Below are 25,977 nucleotides of genomic sequence, written 5' to 3'. Positions count from 1 at the left end.
AACCGGCTCGATCCGTAGAGTCATACCGGATCGATGCTCTCAGGGCGGAGATCGACAAGCACCACGCAGCAGAGCGGGAGATCGGGTGACCGAAGACGCGCACGATCCAGCTGCGGCCGGTAACGCCCGCGCGACGGCGGCGGCCGACACCGCCGAGCCGGGCGAGGTGGACGATGTCCGCGAACCGACGACCCCGGCCGGGACGGTTGGCATCCGCGATCTCGTGACGATTGAACTGCCAGCCACGGCCGCGTATCTCGCCGTACTGCGCACCACCACCGCGAGCTTGGCGGCGCGGCTCGACTTCACCCTGGATGACATCGAGGACCTACGGATCGCCGTCGACGAAGCCTGCTCCCTGCTCCTCGGCACGAGCCCGCCCGACGCAGTCATGTCGTGCGCCTTTGAGCTGACCGGAGACGGCTTGGAGATCACCGTGACTGCACCCGGTACCCGCTCGGTGCCCAAGGATTCTTTCGCGTGGAACGTCCTCGCGGCGCTGGCCGGTCACGTCGAGACCCGGGCCGAATCCGACGGCCGGCAGTCGATCGTTCTCCTCAAACGGCGCGGGACGGACACGTGACGAGCGGTCACCACGCGCCGGTTGATCAACAGATCGAGCCGCTCGACGATGCGCCGGCCGCACTGGACGCGCCTCAGGGTGAGACGCCGTCGTCCGCTATCGTCACCGACCGGGAGCGCACCCGCGCCTTGTTCGCCGAAATGGCCGCGCTGCCGCCGGAATCCCCACGGCGGCAAGAAATCCGCTCCGAGCTGGTCCAAACCCACCTGCCTCTCGTCGAATACTTGGCTCGGCGGTTTCGCAATCGCGGGGAACCGCACGACGATCTCGTACAGGTGGCGACCATCGGCCTCATCAAGGCGATCGACCGTTTCGACGTCGAGCGGGGTGTTGAATTCTCCACCTACGCGACACCCACCATCGTCGGCGAGATCAAACGCTACTTCCGGGACAGAGGCTGGGCGATCCGGGTTCCGCGCCGCCTGCAGGAACTCAAAATGTCACTGGCGAAAGCGACCAGCGAACTGTCCCAGCAGTACGGCCGCGCCCCCACGGTCAGCGAGCTTGCCGACCATCTCGGCATGTCTGAGGACGAAATCCTGGAGGGTCTGGAATCCGCGAACGCCTACTCCACCATTTCGCTGGACACCCCGGAGACGGACGACGCCGACGCGCTCGCCGTCGCGGATACGCTGGGAAATATCGACGAGGCGCTCGAAGGCGTCGAATACCGCGAATCGCTCAAGCCGTTACTGGAGAAACTGCCACCGCGGGAAAAGCGCATCCTCCTCCTCCGCTTCTTCCGCAACATGACGCAATCGCAGATCGCGGCCGAACTCGGAATTTCTCAGATGCACGTGTCCCGACTGCTGGCCCGCACGCTCGCCCGCTTACGCGAAGGTCTGCTCGCCGACCAATGAATGGATAACCGGTCAGCCGTACAGCGTCCGGGTGGTCGACGGCGCGAAAACGCCTACCAGGCCGGCAAGTGCGACGAGCCCGAGCGGTACGCCGACCCACCACACGCCGTGCCGCAGCGCGTCGACCGCGATGGGTACCGCCAGCACCTGGGCGACGACCACCGGCGAGCGGCCGTACCGGCGTCCTCGCCACAAGGCATGACCCGCCGCACCGAGTCCGCCGCCGGCAAGAGCCGCAAGGCCACAGAGCAGCCAGGCAACCGGCGGATCGAACGCACGGTGTCCGGTCAGCTGATACACCGCCATGCCAATGGCGAAGGAGACGAGAGCCGCCGCTTCGATCCAAGCGACGACGACGGCGGTCAGCAGCGGCCAGCGATCAGCTCGCCGTCTGGCCGCGCTAGAGATCACGAGGTCAGCGTAGCAACGCGGATCCGCGCCGATACCGTGCCCGACCGACCCGCCGATACCGTGCCCAGCCGGCGCTTTGTGCCGATGCCGTGCCCGGCCGACCCGCCGTACCGAGCCCACCTGCCGGGCGGTGCCCGGCGGCCGACCGCCAGCCGCGGATCGACCGAGCGCAGCGAGACACCCACCTCTGCCGCGATAATCGCAACGACAGGACGGAGGAGAGCCCGGTGGCGACCAGCGGCTACCTGCGCGGGGTGAGCGAACTGCTCGCCGCGGCCGCCGCGCGTCTTGACGACGTCCTCGACACGGTCGCCGATCAGTGCGCAACAACCCTCCAGGAGGGAGGGCTGATCCACCTTTTCGGCAGCGGACATTCGGCGCTGCCCGCCCTCGACGCCTTCCCGCGGTACGGCAGCTACGTCGGCCTGCATCCGCTGACAGATCCGCGATTGCTCTGGCACACGGTCACCGGCCCCGGCGGGGTGCCGGAACTGCTCTGGCTCGAGCGGGCGGAGCACTACATCGAGAACTACCTCGCCCACCAACCGCTCAACGCCGGCGATGTCCTGCTCGTCTACTCGCACAGCGGACGCAATGCTGCGGCCATCGAGACCGCCCAGTACGCCGCCGAGCGGGGTCTCGTCACGGTAGCCGTCACGTCGCTGGCCAACGCCGACCTCCCGGCCACGCACTCGAGCGGCCGGCGGCTGGCCGAGATCTGCGACTACGTCCTGGACACCGGGGTGCCGCGCGCTGACGCCATCGTGGCGATCCCCGGGTGGCATGCGCCGCTCGGAGCCGCCTCCACCGTCGTCACGTGCGCGATCACCCACGAACTCCTGACCCGGACGGCGGCACGACTGTCCGACTCGGGCGTCACGCTGCCCACCTTCGTTGCACCCACCGCGCGCCTCGACGCCGCGGCACCCGGTCAGGGCCCGGACACCGACCGCGACCCAGCGACGATCTTCCGTGCCTACCGGCAACGGCTCCTCGCCGCCCAAGCGCGGGCCCTCCAGACGCCGCTCGAACCACCGGCCCAGATACCGCTCGAACCACCGGCCCAGGCACCGCCATGCGAGCGCTGATTCTCGTCAATCCGGCGGCCACCGGCATGCGCCGGCTGCGACGAGGTGATCTCATCAACTTGCTCAGCACGGTCGCCGCCATCGAGGTCGCCGAGACAAGCCGTCCGGGTCACGCGGTCGAATTGGCCGCGAAAGCAGTGGTTGAGGATTACGACCTCGTCATCACGATCGGCGGCGACGGCACCGCGAACGAAACCGTCCACGGTCTGCTCGGCACACCGCCGTCCGCCGCCGAAGCAGCGACATGGTCCCCGCCGGAACGCACCCCGGCGCTGGCGATCCTGCCCGCCGGGAACGCGAACGTCTTCGCCCGCGCCCTCGGCCTCCCCAACCAACCGCGGCGGGCCGCGCGCATGCTCCGACAGTGGCTGGCCGCCGGTCATCGACGCCGGATCAGTCTTGGCGTTCTGCACGTGACCGACCCCGCGTCTTCGGCGCGGTGGTTCACGTTCTCCGCCGGGTTCGGGTTGGACGCCGACGTCGTCCGACGCATCGCGCAGTTACGCGCAGCCGGTCGGCGGGCCGACTCGGCGCAGTACGTCGCCCAGACCATTGCCGCGCTCGGCCCCCGGCATCCTGGTGGTCGTTTCCTCGTGTACACCCGAGCCGCCCCCGATGCCAGAGTCGCGGGCGCCAGCGCGACACCGGGTGGCGCGACTCATCCGGAACCTGCGATCGCGCACCAGTTGCTGGTCATCACCAATACGACCCCGTGGACCTACCTCGGCCCGATTCCCTTGGCACCAACCCCGGACGCTTCGTTCGACACCGGCCTCGACGTGTTCGGCCTGCGCACTCCGCGCATCGTGCCGACGATCACAACGGCGCTACGGCTGCTCACCGGACGCCGCCTCAATCCCGCCCGGACGTGGCGAGCCCACGACCTCGACCTCGTCAGCGTCGCCGCCGAACCGGCTGCCCCGGCGCATGCCGACGGGGAGTACCTCGGCGTCGTCCGCTCCGCGGAGCTGATCGCTGTCCCGTCCGCCCTGTCCGTGATCGCGGCACCCCGCTGACGTGCTCGCGACCGTCGACCTGCGCGCCGAAACTCCGGCTGACTCTCGGGCGTCAACCATCACGTGACGCCGTTGCGCCGACCAGCCGACCTTGTGACGGACACCGCTCGTGAAACTATTCACAAGCTGCCGGTTCTCCGGTAAGGTGGCAGGCGGTGTCATGCGAACCGACAGCGCATCGTGACGCCGGCACGACGTAACGCGACAACGAGCTGACGAGAGCGCAGAGCTACCGCCCTGCGGAGTGATTCGAGGAGTGGACCCGATGGACTGGCGCCACCGCGCTGCCTGCCGTGACGAGGACCCGGAGCTCTTCTTCCCTATTGGCACGACAGGGCCCGCCCTGCTGCAGATCGAACAGGCCAAGGCGGTGTGTCGGCGCTGCCCGGTCCGCACGGAGTGCCTGAACTGGGCCCTGGAGACAGGTCAAGACGCGGGAATCTGGGGCGGCCTCACAGAGGAGGAACGCCGCGCTTTGAAGCGGCGGAACGCGCGTCTTCGGCCACAGACGGTCTGAGCCGGTTCACGCGAAGCTATCCCGGCGTCGCTGGAAGCCCGATACGGGCGATCGCGAGAGTGCCGCGGCTGTCGCGCGGCCGCAACTCGAAGACCCCATGCAGGTCGCCTTCGACCAGAGTGCGGACAATCTGCAGTCCGAGCCTGGACGATCGGGCCAGCGAGAATCCCGGCGGCAGTCCCGGGCCGTCATCGGCGACGACGACCTCCAACGTGCGGCCGTGCTGCGCCGCGCGAACCTCGACGACACTGCCTCGGCCGTGTTCCATCGCGTTCTGCAGCAGTTCGACGAGAACCATCGCCAACGGCGTCGCGAGAGCCGCCGGCAGGAGGCCAAAGGACCCCGCACGCCGAACATCAGCGGAGGCAGCACCTTCCGCAGTGCCGACGTCCCGGACCATCGCAAGCAGCTGATCTGCCACCTCATCGAAGTTCACCGGGCCGTCGAGGGTATGCGACAACGTCTCATGCACGAGGGCGATCGCCCGCACCCGGCGTACCGCCTCCTCCAGAGCCGCTTGCGCCTCCGGGACCGCCAGCCGCCGGGCTTGGAGCCGCAAGAGCGCGGCCACCGTTTGCAGGTTGTTCTTCACACGATGGTGAATTTCGCGGATCGTGGCATCCTTGCTGACCAGGGCGCGCTCCCGACGTCGCAACTCGGTGACGTCGCGAAGCAGGACCAGGGTGCCGACCCGCTTGCCGCCTGGGAGCAGCGGAATGGATCGAAGCCGTACGACCGCGCCCTGCGCCTCGATCTCGACCTCCGCATCCCGGCCGCCGAGACCACTGACTAGCCAGGCAACCGGTTCGTCCAGCAGATCCACCGGCCGGGCAAGCCGCGCTGTCGTCTCCCCGAGATGGACGCCGACCAGATCGCCCGTGTGCCCAAGCCGCCGGTACGCCGAGACGGCGTTCGGGCTGGCGTAATCGACCCGACCCTCCGGATCAAGGCGGATGAGTCCGTCACCGGCCCGCGGCGAGCTGTCTGAGTCGACCTGGCTCCCCGGGAACGGAAACCGGCCCTCCGCGACCATGGTCGCGAGGTCGGCGGCAGACGCCAGGTACGTCAGCTCAAGGCGGCTTGGGGTCCGGGCGGCAGCCAGGTTGGTGTGCCGCGCAACGACCGCGATGACCCGGTCGGCGTGCCGGACGGGAAATGCCTCTTCCCGCACCGGAATCCCGCTCCCCCACTCCGGATCTCCTTCGCGGACGATCCGACCCTCCTGCCAGGCGCGGTCGACAAGCGGACGTCGTCCCTCGGGAATCACCTCACCGACCTTGTCTTCCACATAGGCGGTCTGCGAGGTGACCGGCCGAATCTGGGCCGCGGCAACAAAGCCCCGGCCGGCGGCCGTCGGAACCCAGAGCAGCAGGTCGGCGAAGGAGAGGTCGGCCAGGAGCTGCCACTCCGCGACGAGGAGGTGCAACCACTCGACGTCCGCGTCATCGAGAGCCGTGTGACGACGGAGGACGTCAGCCAGGTCAGCCACCGAACGCTACCCCTTCCGCTGTCCCGCTCGGCGGCCCACAGGTGCGAGGGCGGGTAGCTCCGCTCGGAACGTCGAGTGGTTCGCTGCGCTCAGTATGGGACCCGGCTTAATCAGGCAGGCGAAGCCCCGTGGCCGTGTCGAAGAGGTGCACCGCGTGCGGCCGCGGCGTCAGGCCGATCTGATCGCCCTTGTGCGGCGTCGCCGTACCACCCGTAGGCCGGACGATGATCGTCCGGTTCGGGTCGTACTCAGGCGTGACATACGCGTAGGAGTCGGAGCCGAGCTCCTCAACGAGCTCGACCACGCCCCGCACTCCTTCGGTGGGTGAGACGATCTCCCAGCCTTCCGGCCGGACACCAAGGGTGACGCTGTTGCCGGTGAGAGCCGCCCGCTGCGTCGGCGTGAGCGGCACCGTGCGGTTGGCGAACTGCGCACCGGCTTCGGTAACCGGTACGTCGATGAGGTTCATCGCCGGACTGCCGATGAAGCCGGCGACGAAGACGTTGACCGGCCGGTCGAAGAGCACCCGCGGTGTGTCGCACTGCTGGAGCAGGCCGTCGCGGAGCACCGCGACGCGGTCACCCATCGTCATCGCTTCGACCTGGTCGTGGGTCACGTACACGGTGGTGACGCCCAGCCGGCGCTGCAAGGAAGCGATCTGTGTACGGGTCGCCACCCGGAGCTTTGCGTCAAGGTTGGAGAGCGGCTCGTCCATCAAGAAGACCTGGGGTTGCCGGACGATCGCCCGACCCATCGCGACCCGCTGCCTCTGGCCACCGGAGAGACGGGCGGGCTTGCGGTCCAGATACGGTTCGAGGTCCAAGAGACGCGCGGCCTCAAGAACGCGCTGCCTGATCTCTGCCTTCGGCCGCTTCTTGATCTTCAGGTGGAACCCGATGTTCTCAGCGACCGTCATGTGGGGGTAGAGCGCGTAATTCTGAAACACCATCGCGATGTCGCGGTCCTTCGGCTGGACGTCGGTCACGTCGCGATCGCCAATGTAAATCCGCCCCTCGTCGACAGCCTCCAAGCCGGCGAGCATCCGCAGCGCGGTCGTCTTCCCTGACCCGGAAGGCCCGACCAAAACCATGAATTCGCCGTCCTCGATCTCTAGATCGAGAGAGGACACAGCGGGGGTCTGCGTTCCGGGGTAGATGCGGGTGGCTTTCTCGAAGACGACCTTGGCCATGGCACAACTCCTGCGGGTATTCGATGTATCGGGCGGCCGACCGTACCGACCAGTTGGGCTGATGCTACGGCGTTGTTAACGCATGCGCAAGAGGCTTTTCCATCAATTGTCGGACTGGCGGCAGGTCGCGGGTCATGGACTCGGGTGGACGATCACGAGCCACACCAGGCGGCAGGAGGTGGGCCATTGCCGCGCAAGGAACCGGCACTGGCCGGGATGCCGGCGGGTCGGCGGCGGCGGAGGCCGGGCCGCCCTGGGCGGTGGCCGGGAAGCCGGCGGGTTGGGGGCGGCGGTCGGGATGCAGACGCGGTCATAACAGTACGGTATGGTCTGGACCAATTTCGCGCCAGGCGCTGGACAGCGAGCATTGGTCTAGTCCACAATCACAAGCGGTTGGTGTCGACGCGCGTCCCGAACTCACCGCACGGCGGGGACGACGTGGACGGGGTCGCACCACCGGCGACCCCGGGCTGACACTCCGTGCCCATGACGATCGGTGAGGACGACGTGACCATCATTTCTGCGCCGCGCCTGCTGGTTGGCACTCGATTGACCGGCCCCGGTGCGGTCGTTGTCGAAGATGGGCTGATCATCGAGGTGATCGAAGGCCGGCCGGCGCCCGGGCGGCGTCACGTCGCGCTTCCGGACGGCGTGCTCAGTCCCGGCCTGATCGACCTGCAGATCAACGGTTGTCTTGGGGTGGATTTCGCCGCCGCAACGCCGGCGGAATGGCAGGCGGTCTGCGCGGCCCTGCCCGCCCACGGCGTCACGGCCTTCCAACCAACGATCATCACCGGCCCGATCCCCCAGCTCGTTTCGGCCATCCGGCGTTTCGCCGAGGTGCGTCCGAAGCTGGACGGCGCGGGCGCCAAGCCGGTCGGCATGCACGTCGAGGGCCCGTTCATCTCTCCGGAGCGTCCGGGTGTGCACGATCCGCGCCACATGTGCCACCCCACCCCCGAGAACCTCGAACCGCTGCTGGCCGAGCAATCGACGATCACGATGATCACTCTTGCACCGGAACTGCCCGAGGCACTGCCCGCAATTGCGCGGCTGACAGCGGCCGGGATCCGGGTGGCGATTGGACACTCCGACGCGTTGGCCCATCAGGTCCAGCAGGCGGTGGACGCCGGCGCCCGGATGGTGACCCACATTTTCAACGCGCAACGCGGCATTTCCCACCGGGAACCGGGCGTCGCCGGGCAGGCTCTCGTCGAGCCCCGGCTGGCCGTCGGCCTCATTGCGGACTTCCATCACGTTGCGCCGCAAATTTGCGCGCTGGTGCTCACCGCGGCACCGGGTCGGGTCTGTCTCGTGACGGACGCCGTCGCACCGGCCGGCATGCCGCCGGGCACGTACACCCTTGGCGGACGGCCGATTCGGCTGGCCCCCGGTGACCCGTTGGCCCGGAATTTCGACGGCACGATCGCCGGTGCGGCGACCTTTCTCGACCAGCACGTCCGCAACCTGATCGGCCTGGGTCGTCCAGCGGAGGAGGTCCTCCGTGCGGCAACGACCACGCCGGCCGACGTTCTGGGCCGCACGGATCTGGGTCGGCTCGCACCCGGCGTCAGCGCGGATCTCGTCTGGTGGAGCGATGAGTTCACGCCGCTGCAGACATGGGTCAACGGGCAAGAGGTGTACCGCGCACCAAGCGTCATCTGATTTCGCGCAGCCGGGATGCTGACCTGTTGCGGTCGATGCGCGGCGTCAGAAGGTCTGCGTTACCTTGCTCAAGCCGCGGGGGTGATCGGGGTCAACGCCGCGGGCCCGTGCAAGTTCGAGGGCAAGCAGCTGCAGCGGAACGATGCTGACGACCGGTGACAATTCCTCGGCAACGGCCGGCAACGGCACCATCGCATCCGGAGCCGCGCAACCACCGCCGATGAGGGTGCGATCCGCTCCGAGTTCCGTCAGGCGCTCAAAGACGGGACGAACGAGGTCGGTGCTCATGCCGCCGGGTGAGACCACGATGACCGGTGTCCGCCGTTCAACGATTGCCACCGGCCCGTGCATCAAATCCGCAGCCGAGAAGCCGTGCGCGGCGACGTAGCACGTCTCCATGAGTTTCAGCGCACCCTCCAGCGCTGTCGGATAGCCGAATCCTCGGCCGGTCACGACAAAGCGGTCAGCGCCGACCAACCGGCCCGCGGCGGCCTGGACCGGTTCGACGGCGGCAACAGCCTGTGCTGTCGCGTCGATGACGCTCCCGGCGGCCGCCGGGTCGGCGTCGCGAAGCGCTTCGACAAGCAGGTAGAGCGTGAGGAGTTCCGCGGTGTACGTCTTCGTCGCGGCGATGGCACGTTCGGGCCCGGCGAGAATGTCGAGGTGGAATTCGGCGACCGCGGCGAGCGGCGACATCGCGGTATTCGTGACCGCTAACGTGGTCGCGCCGCATTGCCGCGCAACGTCGAGGCAGGTCACCAAATCCGGTGAGCCACCCGACTGGCTGACCCCGACGTAGAGCACATCGCGCAGCGCGGGCCGTGCTCGATACGCGGTGATGGTCGACGGTGCGGCCAAGGCTGCCGGCAGGCCGAGGACCGTCTCGATGAGGTATTTCGCGTAGAGAGCGGCGTGGTCGCTGGTGCCGCGCGCGGCGAGCACGACGTACCGCGGAGCCCGGCGGCGGATCGCGACGGCAATCTGGCGAATCTCCGGCCAACCGTCCCGCAAAAGACGTTCCAGTACCTGCGGTTGCTCGGCAATTTCTGCCGCCATGAAGGTGCCCGGCCGTACCTCGCTCATGCCCACACCCCTCCCCTGCCACGTACGACTTCGAGGACCAGCCGAATCGCGCCGAATTCTGGGGCTTCCGCCGGTTCAACGGCGCCGGTCGCCGCGACAAAGCGTTCCCGGATCCGCGGATTCTGGAAGACCCCGCCGTGCATCGCCACCGGCAGGTCGGCTCCCAACCGGCCGCGGAGGGCGTTCGCCATCGCAATCAGCGCCGCCGCGGCGTCGTCCAGAATGCCGCTGACCACGGGATCGTCGAGGGCCATCACGACCGGTGCGAGACGCGCCACCACGTGGCGATCGGCCGGAGCGCTGTGCACCACCCGGACGACGCCGTCAAAGCCGTCGTCAGTCATGCCGAAGCCGGCGAGCACCGCGGCTTCCAGGGCCGGCGACTTGGGACCGGTGCCGTCGTAAGAATGCAACGCGGCACGGATCGCCCGATTGGCGATCCAGTACCCGCCGCCGTCGTCACCAAGAAGGAATCCGTGTCCGCCGACCCTCGCCACCCTGCCGGAACCGTTGCGGCCGAACGCGTTGCTTCCCGTGCCGGCAATAACGATAATGCCCGGTTCGCCGCGAAACGCGCCGAGAAAGGCAGCCTCGGTGTCATCGGCGACCGCTACCGTGACGCCGGTCTCCGCCGCCAACACGGCGCGCAATTTCTCGGCTTCCTGGCTGCCGCGGATCCCCGCGAGACCGAGTCCCGCCGCGGATGCCCGCGATCCTTGAATGAGCGCGACGAGACGACTCACCGCGTCCGGATGCAGCAGCACATTGAGCGGGCGGTCCTCGTAACGGGCGACGACGGCTCCGTTTCGAACGAGAACAGCCCGAGTTCCCGAACCTCCGGCGTCTACACCAAGGATCGCTCCTCCGGCCAGGTCCGCTCCGATCGCACCGCTCACCCTTTCACCGCTCCCGCGGTGAGACCGACCGCGACGTACCGTTGGACAAGGAGAAAACCGATGACGATTGGAATCGACAGCATCGTGGCACCCGCCATCAGGCCACCCCAGTCAATTTGCTGTTGGGTCAGGAATGACTCCAGCCAGACCGATGCGGTCCATTTGTTGTTGTCCTGCATGATGACGTATGCGAAGAGGAATTCGTTGAACGACTGGATGAACGCGAAGATGGCGGTAGCGACAAGTCCGGGTGCAATGAGGGGAAATGTCACCCGGAGGAAGGCGCCGGGACGGCTGCATCCATCGATCATCGCCGCTTCTTCAAGGTCCACCGGAATGTTGGCGACGAAGCCGCGGAGGGTCCAGATCGAAAACGGCAGGATGAACGCCAGGTAGGTGAACGTCAACCCGACGACGGTGTTCTGCTTGTGCACGTAGCTCAACATGACGAAGAGCGGCAGAATCAACGCGATCTGCGGGATCATCTGGATGCCCATGATGAGGACGATGTACGCCTTGCGGCCACGGAACCGGGTACGGGCGATCGCAATCGCAGCGAGGAACGCCACCGCAATGGAGATGACGACGACACTCGCCACGACAATCGCTGAATTCTTCAAGCTGGAGAGGAAGAATTCCTTGTGCCAGGCGTCCCGGTAATGCTGCAGCGTCCCCGGAATCGGAAACCAGAGCGGGGTGATGCGGTTCATGTCGAGCCCTCGTTTGAACGAGGTGGAGACCGCCCAGTACACCGGGAAGAGCATGACGACCAGCACCACGACCGCCGCAATGTGGGCGGCGATGCCGCCGACGCGGCTCGTCACGCCGCCCGCCCGCCGGGACCGCCGCCGGCCGGCCCGTACCACCGTCGTAGGAAGAGCCGTCATCGCAGATCGCCGATCCTCACCATCTGGCGGACGTACACCACCGAGACTCCCATCATCACCGCAAGAATTATCAAGGACAGGGCCGCGCCATAGCCGTAGTTGTGCGCGCGGAACGACTCCATGAACGCGTAGATCGACATCAGGTAATACCACGGCTCCGGCCGGTTGTTCCGCATCGCGAAGACCTGAGTGAACACCTGGAAGTCCCAGATGATGGACAGGCTCGTCAAGATGACGACAACCGGGCGCAGGATCGGGAACGTGACCCTCCGGAAAATCTGCCACGCACCGGCCCCGTCAACCCGGGCAGCCTCGACAAGCTCGTCCGGAACCTGGGAGAGCGCCGCGTGCATCGTGATGGCGATGAAGGGAATCGCACCCCAGACGACGACGCACGTCACCACGCCGAAGCCTTCGACCGGATTCTCGAACCAGTTGTGGTGCAGGAAATTCCCAAGGCCGATTTTGGTCAGGGTGTAGTTGACGACACCGAATTGCTGGTCAAACAACCAGTTCCAGATCGTCACGGAGACCAGTTGCGGCATCGCCCACACGAAGATGAGGACGCCGGTCAACGCCAACCGCAGCGGGCGGACGATACGCCGCATCAGCACCGCGAGCCACGTGCCGATAATCATCGTGGCGCCGACGTTCGCCGCGGTGAACAGTAGCGTTCGCCACAGCACCGTCCAGAACTGGTGGTCCGTCAGCGCGGCTCGGAAATTCGCAAAGCCGACCCAGACCGGCGGTTGACCCAGCTTGTGATTCGACATGTTGAGGATCTGTGGCAAACCGAACCGCTGGAAGGAGATTTCGAAGAGCTTGTAGACCGGGTAACCGAGAACGAAACCGATGACGACCAGCGACGGCAGCACCAGCAGATACGGCACCAGCCGGCGGCGGAACGGCGTACGCCGCGGTCCGCGGACACGATGAGACGGTTGCCGCCGGGACGGCGCAGTAACCTCGGTCCCGGCGGCAACCATGCTGTCACTCCTCATTGCTCGTCTCGTCACAGACGGTGTACGGCGTACCTCGCGTCACCCTCAGCTTCCGTTGAGGATCTGGTTGATTTGCGCGTCCGCCGCTTTCGTCGCATCCGCAATCGACTGCTTGCCGCCGAGGATGTTGGCGAGCATCGTCTGCAGGATGTTCTGGCTCTCAACGTCCGCCCAGTTCTTGGCGGTCGGCACGAACCAGCTGTTGGACGCCGCCTTGGCGAATGCGTTGTCGCCGAGAAGGCTCAGCAACGACGTCGTGTTCGGAATCACCTTGGCGTCGTTGACGAGGGCCGTCATCCCGGTGTTCCCGACGAAGTCGTTGATCCACTCCTCGGCCCAGTCCTTGTGCTGGCTGGCCGCTGGAATGACGAGGTCGGAGCCGCCCAGGAAGCTCGGCAGCGGCTTGCTCGCGTCCGGACCCGGCATCGGGAATGCCGCCAGCTTGAGGTCCGGGTTGCCGCCCTTGTCCTTCGGGCCGGTGATGACACCGACCTCCCAGCCGTTGCCGTAAATCATGCCGACGTGTCCTTGCGCCATGATGCTGTCCTGCTTGGACTCATCGGAATCGGCCGGTGCCTTGCTGAGCGCGTCGTAAATCTTCTTGAGTTCAGCGAGGCCGGCCTGGGATTGCGGTGACTCAAGGGTCGCCGTCCACTTGCCGCTGGAGTCCTGCGTTGCGATGGCGCCGCCGTAACCGTAGACGAAGGACATCGCACCGTACCAGTTCTTGCCCGGCCAGTACAACGCCGAGTAGTTCGGGTCGTTCGCGCCGTACTTGGCTTTGAGCGCCTCGCCGTCCTTGAGGAACTCGTCAAGGGTGGTCGGCGGGTTGGACAAGCCGGCGCCCTGCCACTGGTCCGTCCGGTAAATCACGGCCCGCGCCCCGGCGTAGTACGGCACGCCGTACAGCTTGCCGTTGTAGGTGACCGACTGCTCGAGCGCCGCCAACCACGTGTCGGAGTTGTCGAACTTGCCCTTGTCCGCCGTGATGTCGGCGAGCGCCCCGGTGGCCATGTACTTCGTCGTCTCGGTGTTCCCAAGTTCGACGACATCCGGTGGGGTGGCCGCAAGCGCGGCATCGAGTTTGGTGAGGTGATCGGCCCACGTTTGGTACTGGACGTCGACCTTGACGTTGGGGTACTTCGCGTTGAACCGTTGGGTGGCGGCCGCGACCTCCTTGGGCCACCCGGTCTGGGCATCGGTCTGCAGCCAGACCGTCAGCGTGCCGCTGGCAGTGTTGGCGCTCGAGCTCGCCGAAGCCGAGCTCGAGCCGGCCGGCGTCGGGCTGGCACTCGACCCGCCGCTTGACGACTTGCCGCTGCTGCATCCGGCAACAGCGAGAACCGCGGCAATGCCCGCCGCGGCGAGGTACCGAGATTTCACACGTCCTCCCTGATTCACGGTCAGCCGAGTACGCCGAGACTCGGCGCGATTGGTTTAGACCAATCGTGAGGTTGGCATAGACCACCGACGCTGTCAAGTCCTTTCGCCCTCGCTGTGCCTGGTCGTTTCGAAACCGTGACCTAACCGAGGCGTTCTGTGACGATTTCCCCCGTATTGTCGGTCAGGCACGCGCTGGCGACCGGCACGGCACGCCGACCGCCGGATCACCGCCGCCACCGCACACCGGTGGCCGAATCGGCGCCGCGGTGCCGCGCCATCGACGAAACCCCACCAATGGCGAGTAGTTTTTCCGTAGACCGCGCCTGCGCGCTGGTCTCCCCCACGGTCCGGACCCCAACCCGACAACGAGACGGAGGACCGGTTGACGGCCACTTCGCCGCAGATCGACGAGCTGCCCGGCGATGAGCCGCGGGTGCCGAAGTACTACACCCTCAAACAACAGCTCCTTGCCATGACGGAGACGCTGCCCGCCGGCAGCCCCGTCCCGCCGGAGCGGACCCTCAGCGCGCAGTTCGGCACGTCGCGGACGACGGTCCGCCAGGCCCTGCAGGAGTTGGTCCTCGAAGGACGGCTGGAGCGCATCCAGGGCAAGGGAACCTTCGTCGCCAAGCCAAAAGTCGCCCAGCTCTTGCAGCTCACCAGCTACACCGAGGACATGCGCGCCCAAGGGTTGGAGCCGACCTCCCGGCTGCTCGACGTCAGCTACATCCCGGCCGATGAGGTATTGGCCGACCGGCTCGCCGTCCGGCCGCGCACGCGCGTGCTCCGCATCGAACGGTTGCGGCTGGCGAACGGCGAACCGATGGCCATTGAGGTGACGCACCTCCCCGCACAACGATTCCCCGGGTTGCGCCGGCAGCTGGCCAAATATGCCTCGCTCTACACCGCCCTGGCCGAACGGTACGGCGTCCACCTCCTGGAGGCGGAAGAAACGATCGAGACGGTTCCCGCGCCCCCTCGCGAAGCCCACCTCCTGGGCACGGATGTCGGACTCCCGCTCCTCCTGCTCAGCCGGCACAGCTTGGACGAGGAGGGCCGGCCGGTGGAGTTCGTCCGCTCGTTCTACCGCGGCGATCGGTACAAGTTCGTCGCCCGGCTGCGCCGTCCCACCCAACCAGCCGGTTCAGTCGAACCAGACAGCGACCGCCGACGGATCGCACAGCCGTAGCCGGCTCACGCGGACCGGACAGCGGCAGCCAGTGGATCGCACAGCGGCAGCCGGCTCAAGCGACCAGCCCAAGCCGCCGGAGCTCGACGGTCAGGTCGTGCGGATTGCTGGACGCGGCCATCGCGGCCTCCAGCGTCACCACCCCGTCACGGATGAGCGCGACGAGGTGCTGGTCAAACGTCTGCATCCCGTAATAGCCGCCTTCTGCGATCAGGTCGGTGATCTGGTCGGTCTTCTCGGGGTCGACGATCGCCTCGGCGATCCGGCCGGTGTTGATGCACACCTCCATCGCCACGCACCGTCCTTCACCATCCGCCCGCGGGACGAGCCGCTGGCAGAGGATGCCGCGGAGCGTGCTTGCCAGGGAGAGCCGGATTTGCTTCTGCTCATGCGGCGGGAAGAAATCGATGATCCGGTTCACCGTCTCCTGTGCGTCAGTGGTGTGCAGGGTGGACATGACGAAGTGACCGGTCTCGGCAGCGGAGAGGGCTGCCTTGACCGTCTCCTGGTCGCGCATCTCGCCGACCAAGATGACGTCCGGGTCCTGTCGCATGGCGGCCCGCAGCGCGACGGCGAAGTCTTCGGTGTCCACCCGGACCTCGCGCTGATTGATCATCGCGAGCTTGTCGAAGTGCAGCACCTCGATCGGATCCTCGATCGTGACGATGTGCACCTCACGGTTGTTGTTGATGTGGTCGATCATCCCCGCGAGGGTCGTCGTCTTCCCGACGCCGGTCGGGCCCGTCACCAGGACGAGACCGCGCGGCTCGAGGGCGAGCGAGGCGACGATCGGCGGCAGTCCCAGCTCCTCGAGCGGAATCGCGCCGACGCTCACCCGCCGGAAGACCAGGCCGGCGGAACCGCGGGAGCGGAAGGCGTTGACCCGGAACCGCCCGACCCCGGGCAACGAGTACGCGAAGTCGGCCTCGTTGGTGCGCGCGAATTGCTCGAGGAGGTCTTTGCGCATCACTTCCGCAACCATCCGCTCGGTGTCCGCCGCGGTCAGATCGCGGGTCTGCAATTTCCGCAGCCGGCCGTCGATACGGATGCGGGGCGGCGACCCGACCTTGCAGTGCAGGTCCGAGCCGGCCGCTTCAACCAGGGCGCGAAGGAACGGTTCGACCATCAGCGTCACGCCATCTGCTTCGACCGCCGAGGCGGCCGGCTTTACCGTGATCCCGCAGCGACGCCGAGATCCAACGGCGACGCCGACGACCGACCGTCAGTCGATGATCGCGATAAGGTCGCCGTCCTGGACGACGTCCCCCTCGGCGACCTTCAACTCCCGGACAACACCGGAGGTCTCGGCGATGACGGGAATCTCCATCTTCATCGACTCGAGGATCACGAGGGTGTCGCCGTCGCTCACCTCCTGCCCCTCGTTGACGAGGACCTTCCAGACGTTCGCCACCATTTCGGCGCGGACTTCCTGTGCCACCGAATCTCCTTCCGTCCTACGACCGCATGCGTTCGATGAGACCTGTGTCGTATTTCCCCGAACAGAATTCTTCGTTCTCCAGTAGTTCGGCGAAGAACGGCACGTTATTCTTCGGACCCTCGATGCGAAACGCCGCGACCGCACGGCGTGCCCGATCCAGAGCGGCGGCCCGATCGACGCCGTGGACACAGAGTTTGGCGAGCAACGGGTCGTAGTACTGCGTCACCGTGTTGCCGGCCCGATAGCCCGCATCGACGCGGATACCCTCGCCCGCCGGCTCCGCCCAGGCGGTGATGGTTCCGGGGTTGGGGAAGAAACGCTGGGGATCCTCGGCGTACACGCGGAATTCGATGGCGTGCCCGCGGCGGCGGATGTCGTCGGGATTGAAGGACGGCGGTTTGCCTGCCGCGACAAGAATTTGCTGTTCGACGAGGTCGATGCCGGTCACCATTTCCGTGATGGGGTGTTCGACCTGCAGGCGCGTGTTCATTTCCAGGAAGTAAAACACGCCCGCTTCGGGGTCGTCGTCGCGCAGACTCGCCGGATCGAGGAGGAATTCGACGGTGCCGGCGCCGCGATAGTCCACGGCTTCGCCGGCGCGAACCGCCGCCATGAACATGCGGCGGCGGACTGGTTCCGGCAGGACGGGGCACGGCGTCTCCTCGACGACCTTCTGGTGGCGGCGCTGCACCGAGCAGTCGCGTTCACCGAGGGCGACCACCCGGCCGTCCGGGAGTCCCAGGATCTGGACTTCGACATGCCGGGCACCCGGCACGTACCGCTCGAGCAGGATGGCGGGGCTGGCGAAGAACCGCTGCGCCGCTGATTGCGCAGTGGCGAATGCCGATCGCAACCCGGCGTCGTCCCAAGCGACCTTCATCCCGATGCCGCCGCCGCCGCCCGCCGCCTTGACCATCAGCGGGTATCCGATCGACGCCGCGGCCCGCACCGCCTCTTCGACATCGGTGAGCGGCTCGGCGGTTCCCGGCGCAACCGGCACGCCGGCCGCCGCGACCCGGTTCCGCGCGGCGACCTTGTCGCCCATCGCCGCAATTGCCTCCGGCGCCGGGCCGATCCAGACCAGCCCGGCGTCCAGGACCGCTTGGGCAAAACCGGCGTTCTCCGAGAGGAATCCGTATCCGGGGTGTATCGCCTCGGCTCCCGATTGCCGCGCCGCCTCCAGCACCTTCGCGACGTCGAGGTAGCTTGCCGCCGGCGGCGGCGGTCCGAGAAGGACCGCTTCGTCCGCCTCTGCGACGAACGGCAATTCAGCGTCGGCCTCCGAATACACGGCGACGGCGCGCAAGCCCATCCGCTGGACGGTCCGGATGACCCGGCGGGCGATCTCTCCCCGGTTCGCCACCAGGACGGATTCGAACATGGCCTCCCCTTCAACGGCGTCGCGGTCGAGCGACAGCAACCTATCGGGTCGCGGCGCGCGGGGAGGAAACCCGGGAGGCGATCTGGATGCCGTGGCGGGCCAAGACGGCGTGCAACGCGTCGACGACGCGCGGATCGTACTCGTACGCCATGCCCAGGCGGAGCCGTTCCATGGCATCGGCCGCCAGCTCGGGATCGATCGCTTTGATGTCGTCGGCGGCGGTCGTCCCGTCGGCGCCGGCCCCTCGGTTGCGCGACAGCCCGGTGACGACGTCGTCGAAGGCGCTCGCCGCCTTGATGATCCGGCTCTCGATCGGCAGCGTCGGATCGGGCGGCTCCCGGTGCCGCCGATACGGATCCGCTTGCCGGGCGACGATCGCAGCCACCCAGTCCAGCACTCCGGTCGTCTTGATGACGTCGGCGCCCAGCGCCGCAACCCGCTGCCGTTCGGCGGGCGGGACCACCAAGGTGGAGCCGGCGGGGATCGGTTCGGTGAGCGAGAGCTGGCCGATGTCGTGGAGCAACGCGGCGTACTCCAGATCGACGAGCTGGCTCTCCGGCAGGCCCAGCTCGCGGGCCATCTCCACCGCGAGCGCGGTGACCCGCCGTCCATGGCCGCGTGCCACGTATCCGCTGACCTCGGTGACCTGGGCCAGCGCCCGGATCGTCTGCCGGTACGTCGTCCTGACCGCGGCGAACCGCCGGAAGGCGAACTGGGTCAGAAGCAGCGGGACGGCGAATGTGGGAATCGCGTAGAGACCCATGACGGGCGTCCCCAGCGCGAAGAGGACCGCGGTCGCGGCGACCGCCGCGTTGAGACCAACGGTTGCCCGAAGCTCATCGAGCAGCAGGCCAAGGAGTCCGGCGAGGGAGCGCATCCTCCGCCGTATCGCACCGTCTGCGACGCCGAACAAAACATCGGCCGCGGCGGCAAGGGCGGCAACACCGATCACGAGAAGCGCGGTCCGCGACAGCTCCGGGCGAAGGTCGGCGTACGACGTGCTGAAGAGCCGCTCGGGGGCGGCCAACCGGAACACGGCCCCGGCGAGGACGGCGACCATCATCCGGCGTACGAGGAGGACGCCGCGGGGTGCCCGGCCGAGCAGAGTGGCGATGACCGCGCCGCTGAGATAGCCGCCGCAGACGGCGATGGCCACGTCGCTGAAGGGCTGCGCCAGAGGCTTGCCGTTGATGTCGAAGAGCAGCGCGTACCCGGTGGCCGCCGCGCCCGCCAGTGGGACGACGGGACGCCCGCCGGGGAGCCGAACCGGCAGGAGTTGGCCGATGGCGATGACGAGGCCGAAGGCGAGCGCGGGTGACATGGCTACGAGACGCGTTCGGCAACAGGCTGGAGCACCGCGGCCACCTGACTCGCCGGATCATCGTGATCGCCGAACAGCAGCGCGGCCGGAGCAACGCCGGCCGGGGGTGCCGCCGGCGTCCAGCCCTCCTCCTGAAGAGCAGCGATCAGCGCTTCAACCATCACTGGGTCAAACTGCGTCCCCGACCAGCGCCGCAACTCGGTTATCGCCGCCTCCACCGAGCGTGCCGCGCGGTACGAGCGGGTCGAGGTCATCGAGTCGAAGGCATCGGCGACGGCGATGATCCGCGCGAACTCCGGAATCGCATCCCCGGCCAGGCCGTCTGGGTATCCGAGTCCATCCATGCGTTCGTGATGGTGGCGGATGCCCTTGGCTGCCTCACCGAGAAATTCGATGTCGCCGATCACCTCGCAACCCCGAACCGAATGCAGCTTGATCGCGGAGAACTCCGCCGCGTCCAGCGGCCCGGTCTTCTGCAGCAGCCGCGTCGGAACACCAAGCTTGCCGACGTCGTGCAGCATCCCGGCGTACCGCAGCATCTCCAGACGATCTTCGCGCATGCCCAGCCGGCGCCCAATCATGACAGCGGCACGAGCGACCCGCTCACTGTGCCCTCGGGTGTAGTAGTCCTTGGTTTCCACCGCCTGGATCAGTGAGGCGACGGTGGCCTCGTACGCCGCGTGCTGGGCGCCGTACTGCTGAAACGCCCATCGCGCGGCGAGCATCGGCGCCAAGACGAGAACGCCGGCAAGCACTCCGACCCCGCTGGCCCAAACAACGGCGATCGCCAGCCCGATGAAGCCGTAACCCATGCTCGGCAGGAGGGTTTCCGACATGCCGCCCCACCAAATCCGGCCGATCGGCAGCCGTTCGGCGAGCGCAATCGCCGTCGCGACGAAGGAGTAATTGAGCACCGCAAGGACCAGTCCGGTGACGATGACGGCCGGAAGCACGTGCGGAAACCGTGGATCCGCGAATCCGACCGAGGCACCCGGCAGTTGGCGGTAGACCAGGCCGGCGACGAACGCGGAGACGCCGATCTGGGCCGCATTGAAGAGACGCTTGTACCAGCGCAGGGACACCAGCTGGGTACCAGAGCCGATCGTCGCGACGAGCGCGGCCACCCACGGTCCGCCGAGAAAGACCGCGGCCAGATCGACCGGAAAACCCATCGAAATGGACAGGGAACGCAGCCGCGATTGGACCGGAGCGATCTCACCGATCCAACAGATCGCGACCAGTGGCACCACGAGGGACCAACTGGATCGAATGTGCAGCAGCGCCTGCGCACAGATCAGACCACCGGCCAGCAGCATCGCGCTCGTGTAGAGCGCCGCGGCGCGTGGTAGCGAGCGCATGTGCTTCCGCTCCTCACCCCTTGGGGAAGACAGAGGGGCGAATCGGAGACCGGCGGAACATCGTCAGGTCCAGTTCGCCTTGGCGCCGGACAGAAGCTTCTCCACGATTGCGGTAATCTTGGCCACCGCGATCAACTCCTTCGGAATCTGTGTCACGGGCGCCGCTACCGCCCGTGCGCCATCCGCTCCGCTGGAGAGGTTGTTCGAATCATCGGTGTCCGAGTCTCCGCCGGTCTCCGATCCGCCCTTCTGCAGTTGTGCGCCTCGGAACGGGGTTTTCCCGAGACGTGAGCGCCTGGTGTGTGATCCGTCACGTCACGCCACCAAATGCACTCGAAGGCGAGTGAAACGTACATGATCGGACGACGTCAAGGCACGCGGACAACTCCCGCCCAAGCGGACGATACCGACGGCAAGAATTAGTCAGCTAATTGTGACTATGCTGGCGGGAACCGTGGGTGTCCTTCCCACTCTTTGGCACCGTTTGCGATATTCATGCCGCAAACGGGCAGCCCATCCGAGCCGAACGCGAGAACGCACGCGACCCAATCGACTACGCTGCCGCCACCGGACCAATGCCGCCACCGACTGATGCGAGGTGGTGATCGAAATTTCGGTGACCCCGAGCCAACGGCGGATCGACGTCGCCGCCGTCGTCGCTGCGCTGGTCGAGACGGCCGAACCGCTTGCGAACCGCCGGTTCGACGACGAGCTGCACCGCGCCGTCGTCCGGGGCCTGGACACCCAGACGGCACGCACCCTGCGCTGGTGGCAGCGCGCCGCCATCCGCGAGGTCCGCACGTACGTCGCCGCCCTCGTGCCGGCTCTCACCGAAGGCAGCGCCCGGGCGATGGAACGGGCCGCCGCCGAGTTCGAGCGCTCAGACGCAGCCTGGCGTCTTGCCGGCGACATCGGTTCGAGCGGCCTGCCGGCCGCAACCAGCCGGCGGGACATGGGCGCGGGTGCCCGCAGCGGTTTCCCCTCCGCCGACGCCGCCGGCTCCGGGCCGCGCGCCGGACGCGCCGGCCACCGAACGCGCGATCTCGAGAGTATTCAACAGCGGATTCGTGCCGTTCTCGCCGGCGATTCGCCGCCGGCTCCGACGGCTGAGCAACAGACGGGGGAAAGGAGCGGTGGATGACCAGCCTGCGGCTACTGCCTGAACTCGAAGAGTCGCTCCGTCGGGTTCCCGGGGTGCGGGCCGTCAGCGTCGTCACCGGACCTGATGCCGCGCCGACGGAAATTCACGTTGTCGCAAGCCGTTCGCGAAATGCCAAACAGATAGTCCGCGACGTCCAATCGCTCGCGCTCGCCCGGCACGGTATCGACATCGACCACCGCATTGTCAGCGTTGTGCAATTCGAGGACGACGAACTCCCGGCTCCGACCGAGCAGCCGCGAGCCGCCGAGACGCCGGCACGTCCGGTCATCGACGGCATCACCGTGCGCATCCAGGGCTCAGACGCGGAAATCTGCGTGAGTATCCGGGTGGGCGCCGAGCACCTTGAGGGACGCGCCACCGGCAGTGCGATGGCGAGCCAGCGTCCGGTGCTCGTCGCCCGGGCGACGCTGGACGCGGTCGCGGAATTGCTCGGGATGCCGGCCGCCGTCGAGTTTGCCGGCGTCCTCACCCTTGGCATCCGGCAACTCGCCGCGTGCATCATCCAGATTTCCGTGCCGCGCGTGGGCGAATTGATACTCACCGGTTCCGCACTGGTGCGCAATGACGAAACGGACGCCGTCGCCCGCGCCGTCCTCGACGCGCTGAACCGCCGGCTCAGCGGCTGACCCGTGCTCTGCCCCACAGCTCCGGCGAGCCTAATACCGCGAACCGAGGTGGTCAGGCGAGGGAGAGGAAGAGCCGCTCGAGCTGCTCAGTGGTAGTTCCGTCCCCCTTCGCCGGCGTGCGGGCGCACTCCTGCAGGCCCCGGGCGATGATGGCGAATCCGGCACGGTCGAGCGCCCGGGAGACGGCAGCGAGCTGCGTCACCACGTCGGCGCACTCCCGCCCTTCCTCGATCATGCGGATGACCCCGCGCAGCTGGCCCTCCGCCCGGCGCAAGCGCTTGACCACGTCGGAAAGTTCAGCCGGCTCCATCGCCCCACCGCCCTTCGTCCCTTCGCCGGCTTCATACTACCGGGGGTATCTCGACGGTACGGCGTGCGGAATAGGCCGGCACCGCCCGGCGTTGTGCGGAGGCAGCATATACGATACCCCGTAGGGTATAAAGGAGTCGCCATGAGCACTGTGAACCTGACCGAAGAAACCTTCGCAGACGCCGTCCAGCGCCCGGGGATCACGTTGATCGACTGGTGGGCGGCGTGGTGCGGTCCATGCCGGAGCTTCGCTCCCGTCTATGAAGCTGCGAGCACACGCCATCCCGACATCGTCTTCGCGAAGGTGGATGTCGACGCCCAACCCCGTCTCGCCGGCCAATTCGGGATCGCTTCCATACCCACCCTGATGGCCTTCAAGGACGGCAACCTCGTCTTCGCACAACCCGGTGCACTGCCGCCCGCGATTCTGGAGCGCCTCATCAGCGCGGTGCGCGAATTGGACCTCACCAAGGCCGCGGTCGACGCGGCGGACGCCGAGGGGAGCCGCGGATGACGGCCGAGGTCACGCGGGCAGCCACGGATTTCGGGCGGGCGGCCACGGATTTCGGACGCGTGGAGATATCGCACGTCACCGGTGACCGCTTCACCGTACGGATCCGCGATCACGCTGTCACCGTCGACCAACCGAAAGATGCCGGCGGCGAAGACACCGGGCCGACGCCCACGGAATTGTTCGTCGCCTCACTGGCAGGGTGCGTCGGCTTCTACGTGCGCCGCGCCCTCGCCCGGCGCGGTCACCCGACCGATGGTCTCGCCGTCACGACGACGTACCGGATGGGAACGAATCCCGCCCGCGTCGCCGAGGTGAGAATCACCGTGGCGCTTCCCGGCGACTACGACGCCGACACTCTTGCGCGCCTGCGAGCCGTCGCCGAACACTGCACCGTACACAACAGCCTGCGAATTCCGCCGAGCATTGAGGTCGAACTCGCCACCACACCGTGAGAACACCATCACCGGGGAGACGGCGATCACCTGAACACCTGGACGGCTGCGTTCGAAAAGACGGTCATTCCGGCACCTGAGGAGGAGTTCATGACAGCGAATACCAGTTACGGCAAGGGTCTTACCGTGCCCGCGACGTTCAACGAGACGGTCGGCGACGTGGAACGGGCATTGGCCGACCAGGGCTTCGGCATTCTGACCCGGATCGACGTCGCGGCGACGCTGCGGGAAAAACTCGGCGTCGACCACGATCCCTATGTGATTCTTGGTGCGTGCAATCCCCCGCTCGCGCACCGCGCCTTGGAGCGTGAACCCTCGGTGGGACTGCTCCTGCCGTGCAACGTCGTCGTCCGTTCGATCGATCCGCACACCACCCGGGTCGAAATCCTTGACCCGATGGTCATCGCCGATCTCGCCGGTGACCCGGAATTGCGGGCGGTCGCCGAGGAAGCACGCGCCCGGCTCGACAAGGTCCTTGACGCCTTATCGCACCGCTGAGTCTCTTGCCGCACGACTGAGTCTGTTATCGCACAACCAACCCGACCGGCGGCGCGTGCCGTGTGCCGCCGGCCGCGGCAGGTCACTCCGGTCGGCTCAGCTCAACCCGAATTTCGCGAATCCTCGCGAGAATCTTCTGCCGCAGCGCATCCGGCGCATGGTCGTGCCCGCAGCATCGGGCGACAAGACTCTTCACCAACTGATCGAGCCCGTACTCCTCCAGACAGGGGGCGCATTCGTCGAGGTGCTGGCGGATGCGGGCGATCTCCTCAGCACCCAGCTCGCCGTCCAAATACACGTAGACCTGTTCCAGTACCTCCGAGCACGGGACGGCGTGCGGTCGGCCGCAGCTCATCGGACCCCATCCTCTCCGCCCGCATCGGGGTCCGACACGGCACCGTCCGGGGAGCCGCGCAGAAATCCGCGCTCACGAGCGTAATTCTCCAGAGCGGCACGCAGCGCCCGCCGGCCGCGATGAAGCCGCGACATCACCGTGCCGATCGGCGTCCCCATAATCTCGGCGATTTCCTTGTAGGAAAAACCTTCGACGTCAGCGAGGTACACCGCGAGACGGAATTCCTCCGGCAGCGCCTGCAGGGCTTCTTTGACGTCCGAATCCGGCAGGTGGTCGAGCGCTTCGGCCTCGGCCGAACGCAGACCGGACGAGGTGTGCTCCGCGGCGCGGGCCAACTGCCAGTCCTCAAGGTCATCGCCACCCTGGGTCTGGCGCGGTTCCCGCTGCTTCTTGCGGTAACTGTTGATGTACGTGTTGGTCAGAATGCGGTAGAGCCACGCTTTGAGGTTCGTACCCTCTTCGAATTGGTCGAAGGCGGCGAACGCCTTGACGAACGTCTCCTGCACGAGATCCTCGGCGTCCGCCGGATTGCGGGTCATCCGAAGCGCCGCGGAATACAGCTGGTCGATGAGAGGCAAGGCGTCGCGTTCAAAGCGCACGGTCCGCTGCTCCGCCGATTCCTCGACTGTGGCCACCGCGCGCCCTCCTCTCGTCGCCGACTGAGGCCTGTGGTCTGCCGGCACGGCTTGCACCATTGTCCGCGATACCGGATGCACGGCCGCGAGTTGCCGCGTCCCCGAGCACGCTCCGCCCGCTGGTACGGGAGCACTTACCCGGCCGCGCACGGTCCACACGCCGGTCGTAGCGGAACACCTCGGGGCGGTCACCACGTCCGCCACCAACGCCGGACCGGTGCGATCAATTCCCGCTCCGGCGATCCGGCTCGGCCGCCGGCCGCACGGCACCGCCCGACCATGCGATGTCGTCGCGCGACCTGCGGTCAACGGCCCGCTTCGAGCTTGGCCTGGCAACTCAGGCACCGGGCCGCCTCCGGCTTCGCCTCCAGCCGTCCCTCAGGCAGCGGCGCACCACAGCTCACGCAGAGCCCATATGTCCCGTTCTCAATCCGCTGCAGCGCCTCCAGCACTTGACGCCGCTGCTCCTGGGCCACCTCGAGCAGTGCAGTCGCCCGGGCGTGGTCTGCAAGATCGAGCCCGGCATCCGCATCGCCGGGAGTGCCGTGCCCTTCAGATTCCGGGCGCTGATTGCTCAACGTGGCCAGGGACTTGTCGAGCTCGGCGAGCATCTCCTCCAGCTGCCGGCGGGCTTGCTGAACATCCACGGCTACACCAGCATCCTTCCCATC

The 25,977-nt window shown here is 67.2% G+C and carries 29 protein-coding genes; 12 read left to right on the top strand and 17 right to left on the bottom strand.

Going from position 1 to position 25,977, the window contains the following annotated elements; genetic code table 11:
- Positions 1-166: 166 nt before the first annotated feature.
- A complete protein-coding gene (locus tag ACEL_RS02905) occupies positions 167-583 on the top strand; it encodes an ATP-binding protein (RefSeq protein WP_011719401.1) in 417 nt (138 codons plus the stop codon).
- Positions 481-1,443: an RNA polymerase sigma factor SigF gene (locus tag ACEL_RS02900; protein ID WP_420794981.1), complete on the top strand. Its 963-nt coding sequence runs from the start codon at positions 481-483 to the stop codon at positions 1,441-1,443. The genes ACEL_RS02905 and ACEL_RS02900 overlap by 103 nt, the downstream gene beginning before the upstream one ends.
- Before the next feature lie 12 nt (positions 1,444-1,455).
- Here the strand turns inward: ACEL_RS02900 and ACEL_RS11370 are convergent, their stop codons facing one another.
- Positions 1,456-1,854 (bottom strand): hypothetical protein, encoded by a 399-nt coding sequence (locus ACEL_RS11370; RefSeq protein ID WP_148204512.1) that lies wholly within the window; start codon positions 1,852-1,854, stop codon positions 1,456-1,458.
- 227 nt (positions 1,855-2,081) lie between these two features.
- Here ACEL_RS11370 and ACEL_RS02890 point away from each other — a divergent pair, with 227 nt between their 5' ends.
- The 3 genes from ACEL_RS02890 to ACEL_RS02880 all read left to right on the top strand — a co-directional run bounded on the left by ACEL_RS02890 (position 2,082) and on the right by ACEL_RS02880 (position 4,475).
- Positions 2,082-2,942, top strand: coding sequence for a sugar isomerase domain-containing protein (locus tag ACEL_RS02890; protein WP_083760462.1), 861 nt, complete (start codon positions 2,082-2,084; stop codon positions 2,940-2,942).
- Positions 2,930-3,958, top strand: a complete 1,029-nt coding sequence (locus ACEL_RS02885; RefSeq protein ID WP_011719397.1) for a diacylglycerol/lipid kinase family protein — start codon at positions 2,930-2,932, stop codon at positions 3,956-3,958. Before ACEL_RS02890 ends, ACEL_RS02885 begins: the two co-directional genes overlap by 13 nt.
- Before the next feature lie 265 nt (positions 3,959-4,223).
- On the top strand, positions 4,224-4,475 hold the full coding sequence (locus tag ACEL_RS02880) for a WhiB family transcriptional regulator (RefSeq protein WP_011719396.1): 252 nt from the start codon (positions 4,224-4,226) through the stop codon (positions 4,473-4,475).
- A 16-nt stretch (positions 4,476-4,491) separates the two neighbouring features.
- Here the strand turns inward: ACEL_RS02880 and ACEL_RS02875 are convergent, their stop codons facing one another.
- Both ACEL_RS02875 and ACEL_RS02870 read right to left on the bottom strand, forming a co-directional pair.
- Positions 4,492-5,964, bottom strand: coding sequence for a PAS domain-containing sensor histidine kinase (locus ACEL_RS02875; RefSeq protein WP_011719395.1), 1,473 nt, complete (start codon positions 5,962-5,964; stop codon positions 4,492-4,494).
- Positions 5,965-6,070: 106 nt separating this feature from the next.
- Entirely contained in the window at positions 6,071-7,153 is a 1,083-nt protein-coding gene (locus tag ACEL_RS02870) for an ABC transporter ATP-binding protein (RefSeq protein WP_011719394.1), read from the bottom strand.
- A gap of 486 nt (positions 7,154-7,639) precedes the next feature.
- On the opposite strand from ACEL_RS02870, the gene nagA reads away from it, so the two are divergent.
- Positions 7,640-8,818: an N-acetylglucosamine-6-phosphate deacetylase gene (gene nagA / locus ACEL_RS02865; protein ID WP_049751354.1), complete on the top strand. Its 1,179-nt coding sequence runs from the start codon at positions 7,640-7,642 to the stop codon at positions 8,816-8,818.
- Between the two features lie 45 nt (positions 8,819-8,863).
- Here the strand turns inward: nagA and ACEL_RS02860 are convergent, their stop codons facing one another.
- The 5 genes from ACEL_RS02860 to ACEL_RS02840 are packed head-to-tail and all read right to left on the bottom strand — an operon-like array spanning position 8,864 to position 14,068.
- A complete protein-coding gene (locus tag ACEL_RS02860) occupies positions 8,864-9,901 on the bottom strand; it encodes an SIS domain-containing protein (RefSeq protein WP_011719392.1) in 1,038 nt (345 codons plus the stop codon).
- Positions 9,898-10,797: a BadF/BadG/BcrA/BcrD ATPase family protein gene (locus tag ACEL_RS11365; protein ID WP_011719391.1), complete on the bottom strand. Its 900-nt coding sequence runs from the start codon at positions 10,795-10,797 to the stop codon at positions 9,898-9,900. Before ACEL_RS11365 ends, ACEL_RS02860 begins: the two co-directional genes overlap by 4 nt.
- The gene (locus ACEL_RS02850) at positions 10,794-11,684 is read right to left on the bottom strand and encodes a carbohydrate ABC transporter permease (RefSeq protein ID WP_011719390.1); all 891 of its coding nucleotides are present in this window, start codon (positions 11,682-11,684) and stop codon (positions 10,794-10,796) included. Before ACEL_RS02850 ends, ACEL_RS11365 begins: the two co-directional genes overlap by 4 nt.
- The gene (locus ACEL_RS02845; protein ID WP_148204511.1) at positions 11,681-12,685 is read right to left on the bottom strand and encodes a carbohydrate ABC transporter permease; all 1,005 of its coding nucleotides are present in this window, start codon (positions 12,683-12,685) and stop codon (positions 11,681-11,683) included. The genes ACEL_RS02850 and ACEL_RS02845 overlap by 4 nt, the downstream gene beginning before the upstream one ends.
- Positions 12,686-12,730: 45 nt before the next feature.
- Positions 12,731-14,068, bottom strand: a complete 1,338-nt coding sequence (locus ACEL_RS02840; protein WP_011719388.1) for a sugar ABC transporter substrate-binding protein — start codon at positions 14,066-14,068, stop codon at positions 12,731-12,733.
- 382 nt (positions 14,069-14,450) lie between these two features.
- Here ACEL_RS02840 and ACEL_RS02835 point away from each other — a divergent pair, with 382 nt between their 5' ends.
- Positions 14,451-15,257, top strand: coding sequence for a GntR family transcriptional regulator (locus tag ACEL_RS02835; RefSeq protein ID WP_011719387.1), 807 nt, complete (start codon positions 14,451-14,453; stop codon positions 15,255-15,257).
- 55 nt (positions 15,258-15,312) lie between these two features.
- Here the strand turns inward: ACEL_RS02835 and ACEL_RS02830 are convergent, their stop codons facing one another.
- The 5 genes from ACEL_RS02830 to ACEL_RS02810 all read right to left on the bottom strand — a co-directional run bounded on the left by ACEL_RS02830 (position 15,313) and on the right by ACEL_RS02810 (position 20,755).
- Positions 15,313-16,383: a type IV pilus twitching motility protein PilT gene (locus tag ACEL_RS02830; RefSeq protein WP_011719386.1), complete on the bottom strand. Its 1,071-nt coding sequence runs from the start codon at positions 16,381-16,383 to the stop codon at positions 15,313-15,315.
- Positions 16,384-16,479: 96 nt separating this feature from the next.
- Positions 16,480-16,695, bottom strand: coding sequence for a biotin/lipoyl-binding carrier protein (locus ACEL_RS02825; protein WP_011719385.1), 216 nt, complete (start codon positions 16,693-16,695; stop codon positions 16,480-16,482).
- Between the two features lie 16 nt (positions 16,696-16,711).
- Positions 16,712-18,076 (bottom strand): acetyl-CoA carboxylase biotin carboxylase subunit, encoded by a 1,365-nt coding sequence (locus tag ACEL_RS02820; protein WP_011719384.1) that lies wholly within the window; start codon positions 18,074-18,076, stop codon positions 16,712-16,714.
- Positions 18,077-18,116: 40 nt separating this feature from the next.
- Complete coding sequence (locus ACEL_RS02815; RefSeq protein ID WP_011719383.1) at positions 18,117-19,397, bottom strand: HD-GYP domain-containing protein; 1,281 nt, start codon at positions 19,395-19,397, stop codon at positions 18,117-18,119.
- 2 nt (positions 19,398-19,399) lie between these two features.
- Complete coding sequence (locus tag ACEL_RS02810) at positions 19,400-20,755, bottom strand: HD-GYP domain-containing protein (RefSeq protein WP_011719382.1); 1,356 nt, start codon at positions 20,753-20,755, stop codon at positions 19,400-19,402.
- A 598-nt stretch (positions 20,756-21,353) separates the two neighbouring features.
- On the opposite strand from ACEL_RS02810, the gene ACEL_RS02805 reads away from it, so the two are divergent.
- Positions 21,354-21,896: a hypothetical protein gene (locus ACEL_RS02805; RefSeq protein WP_041834902.1), complete on the top strand. Its 543-nt coding sequence runs from the start codon at positions 21,354-21,356 to the stop codon at positions 21,894-21,896.
- Positions 21,893-22,543, top strand: a complete 651-nt coding sequence (locus tag ACEL_RS02800; protein WP_011719380.1) for a hypothetical protein — start codon at positions 21,893-21,895, stop codon at positions 22,541-22,543. The genes ACEL_RS02805 and ACEL_RS02800 overlap by 4 nt, the downstream gene beginning before the upstream one ends.
- Positions 22,544-22,595: 52 nt before the next feature.
- Here the strand turns inward: ACEL_RS02800 and ACEL_RS02795 are convergent, their stop codons facing one another.
- Positions 22,596-22,853 carry a metal-sensitive transcriptional regulator gene (locus ACEL_RS02795; protein WP_011719379.1) on the bottom strand — a complete coding sequence of 86 codons (258 nt, stop codon included), beginning with the start codon at positions 22,851-22,853 and terminating at the stop codon, positions 22,596-22,598.
- A gap of 141 nt (positions 22,854-22,994) precedes the next feature.
- Between ACEL_RS02795 and ACEL_RS02790 the strand changes: the two genes are divergently transcribed.
- From ACEL_RS02790 to ACEL_RS02780, 3 genes are all read left to right on the top strand, one after another.
- Entirely contained in the window at positions 22,995-23,366 is a 372-nt protein-coding gene (locus ACEL_RS02790) for a thioredoxin family protein (RefSeq protein WP_011719378.1), read from the top strand.
- Complete coding sequence (locus ACEL_RS02785) at positions 23,363-23,818, top strand: OsmC family protein (protein ID WP_011719377.1); 456 nt, start codon at positions 23,363-23,365, stop codon at positions 23,816-23,818. The genes ACEL_RS02790 and ACEL_RS02785 overlap by 4 nt, the downstream gene beginning before the upstream one ends.
- A gap of 90 nt (positions 23,819-23,908) precedes the next feature.
- On the top strand, positions 23,909-24,316 hold the full coding sequence (locus tag ACEL_RS02780) for a DUF302 domain-containing protein (protein WP_011719376.1): 408 nt from the start codon (positions 23,909-23,911) through the stop codon (positions 24,314-24,316).
- Positions 24,317-24,398: 82 nt separating this feature from the next.
- On the opposite strand, the gene rsrA is transcribed toward ACEL_RS02780, so the two are convergent.
- The 3 genes from rsrA to ACEL_RS11875 all read right to left on the bottom strand — a co-directional run bounded on the left by rsrA (position 24,399) and on the right by ACEL_RS11875 (position 25,953).
- The gene (gene rsrA / locus ACEL_RS02775; protein ID WP_011719375.1) at positions 24,399-24,671 is read right to left on the bottom strand and encodes a mycothiol system anti-sigma-R factor; all 273 of its coding nucleotides are present in this window, start codon (positions 24,669-24,671) and stop codon (positions 24,399-24,401) included.
- On the bottom strand, positions 24,668-25,306 hold the full coding sequence (locus ACEL_RS02770; protein ID WP_011719374.1) for a sigma-70 family RNA polymerase sigma factor: 639 nt from the start codon (positions 25,304-25,306) through the stop codon (positions 24,668-24,670). Before ACEL_RS02770 ends, rsrA begins: the two co-directional genes overlap by 4 nt.
- A 305-nt stretch (positions 25,307-25,611) precedes the next feature.
- Complete coding sequence (locus ACEL_RS11875) at positions 25,612-25,953, bottom strand: TraR/DksA family transcriptional regulator (protein WP_011719373.1); 342 nt, start codon at positions 25,951-25,953, stop codon at positions 25,612-25,614.
- Positions 25,954-25,977 lie beyond the last annotated feature (24 nt).

The organism is Acidothermus cellulolyticus 11B (assembly GCF_000015025.1).
Classification (GTDB): Bacteria; Actinomycetota; Actinomycetes; order Acidothermales; family Acidothermaceae; genus Acidothermus; species Acidothermus cellulolyticus.
This window is presented reverse-complemented; position numbering and strand designations above follow the sequence as displayed.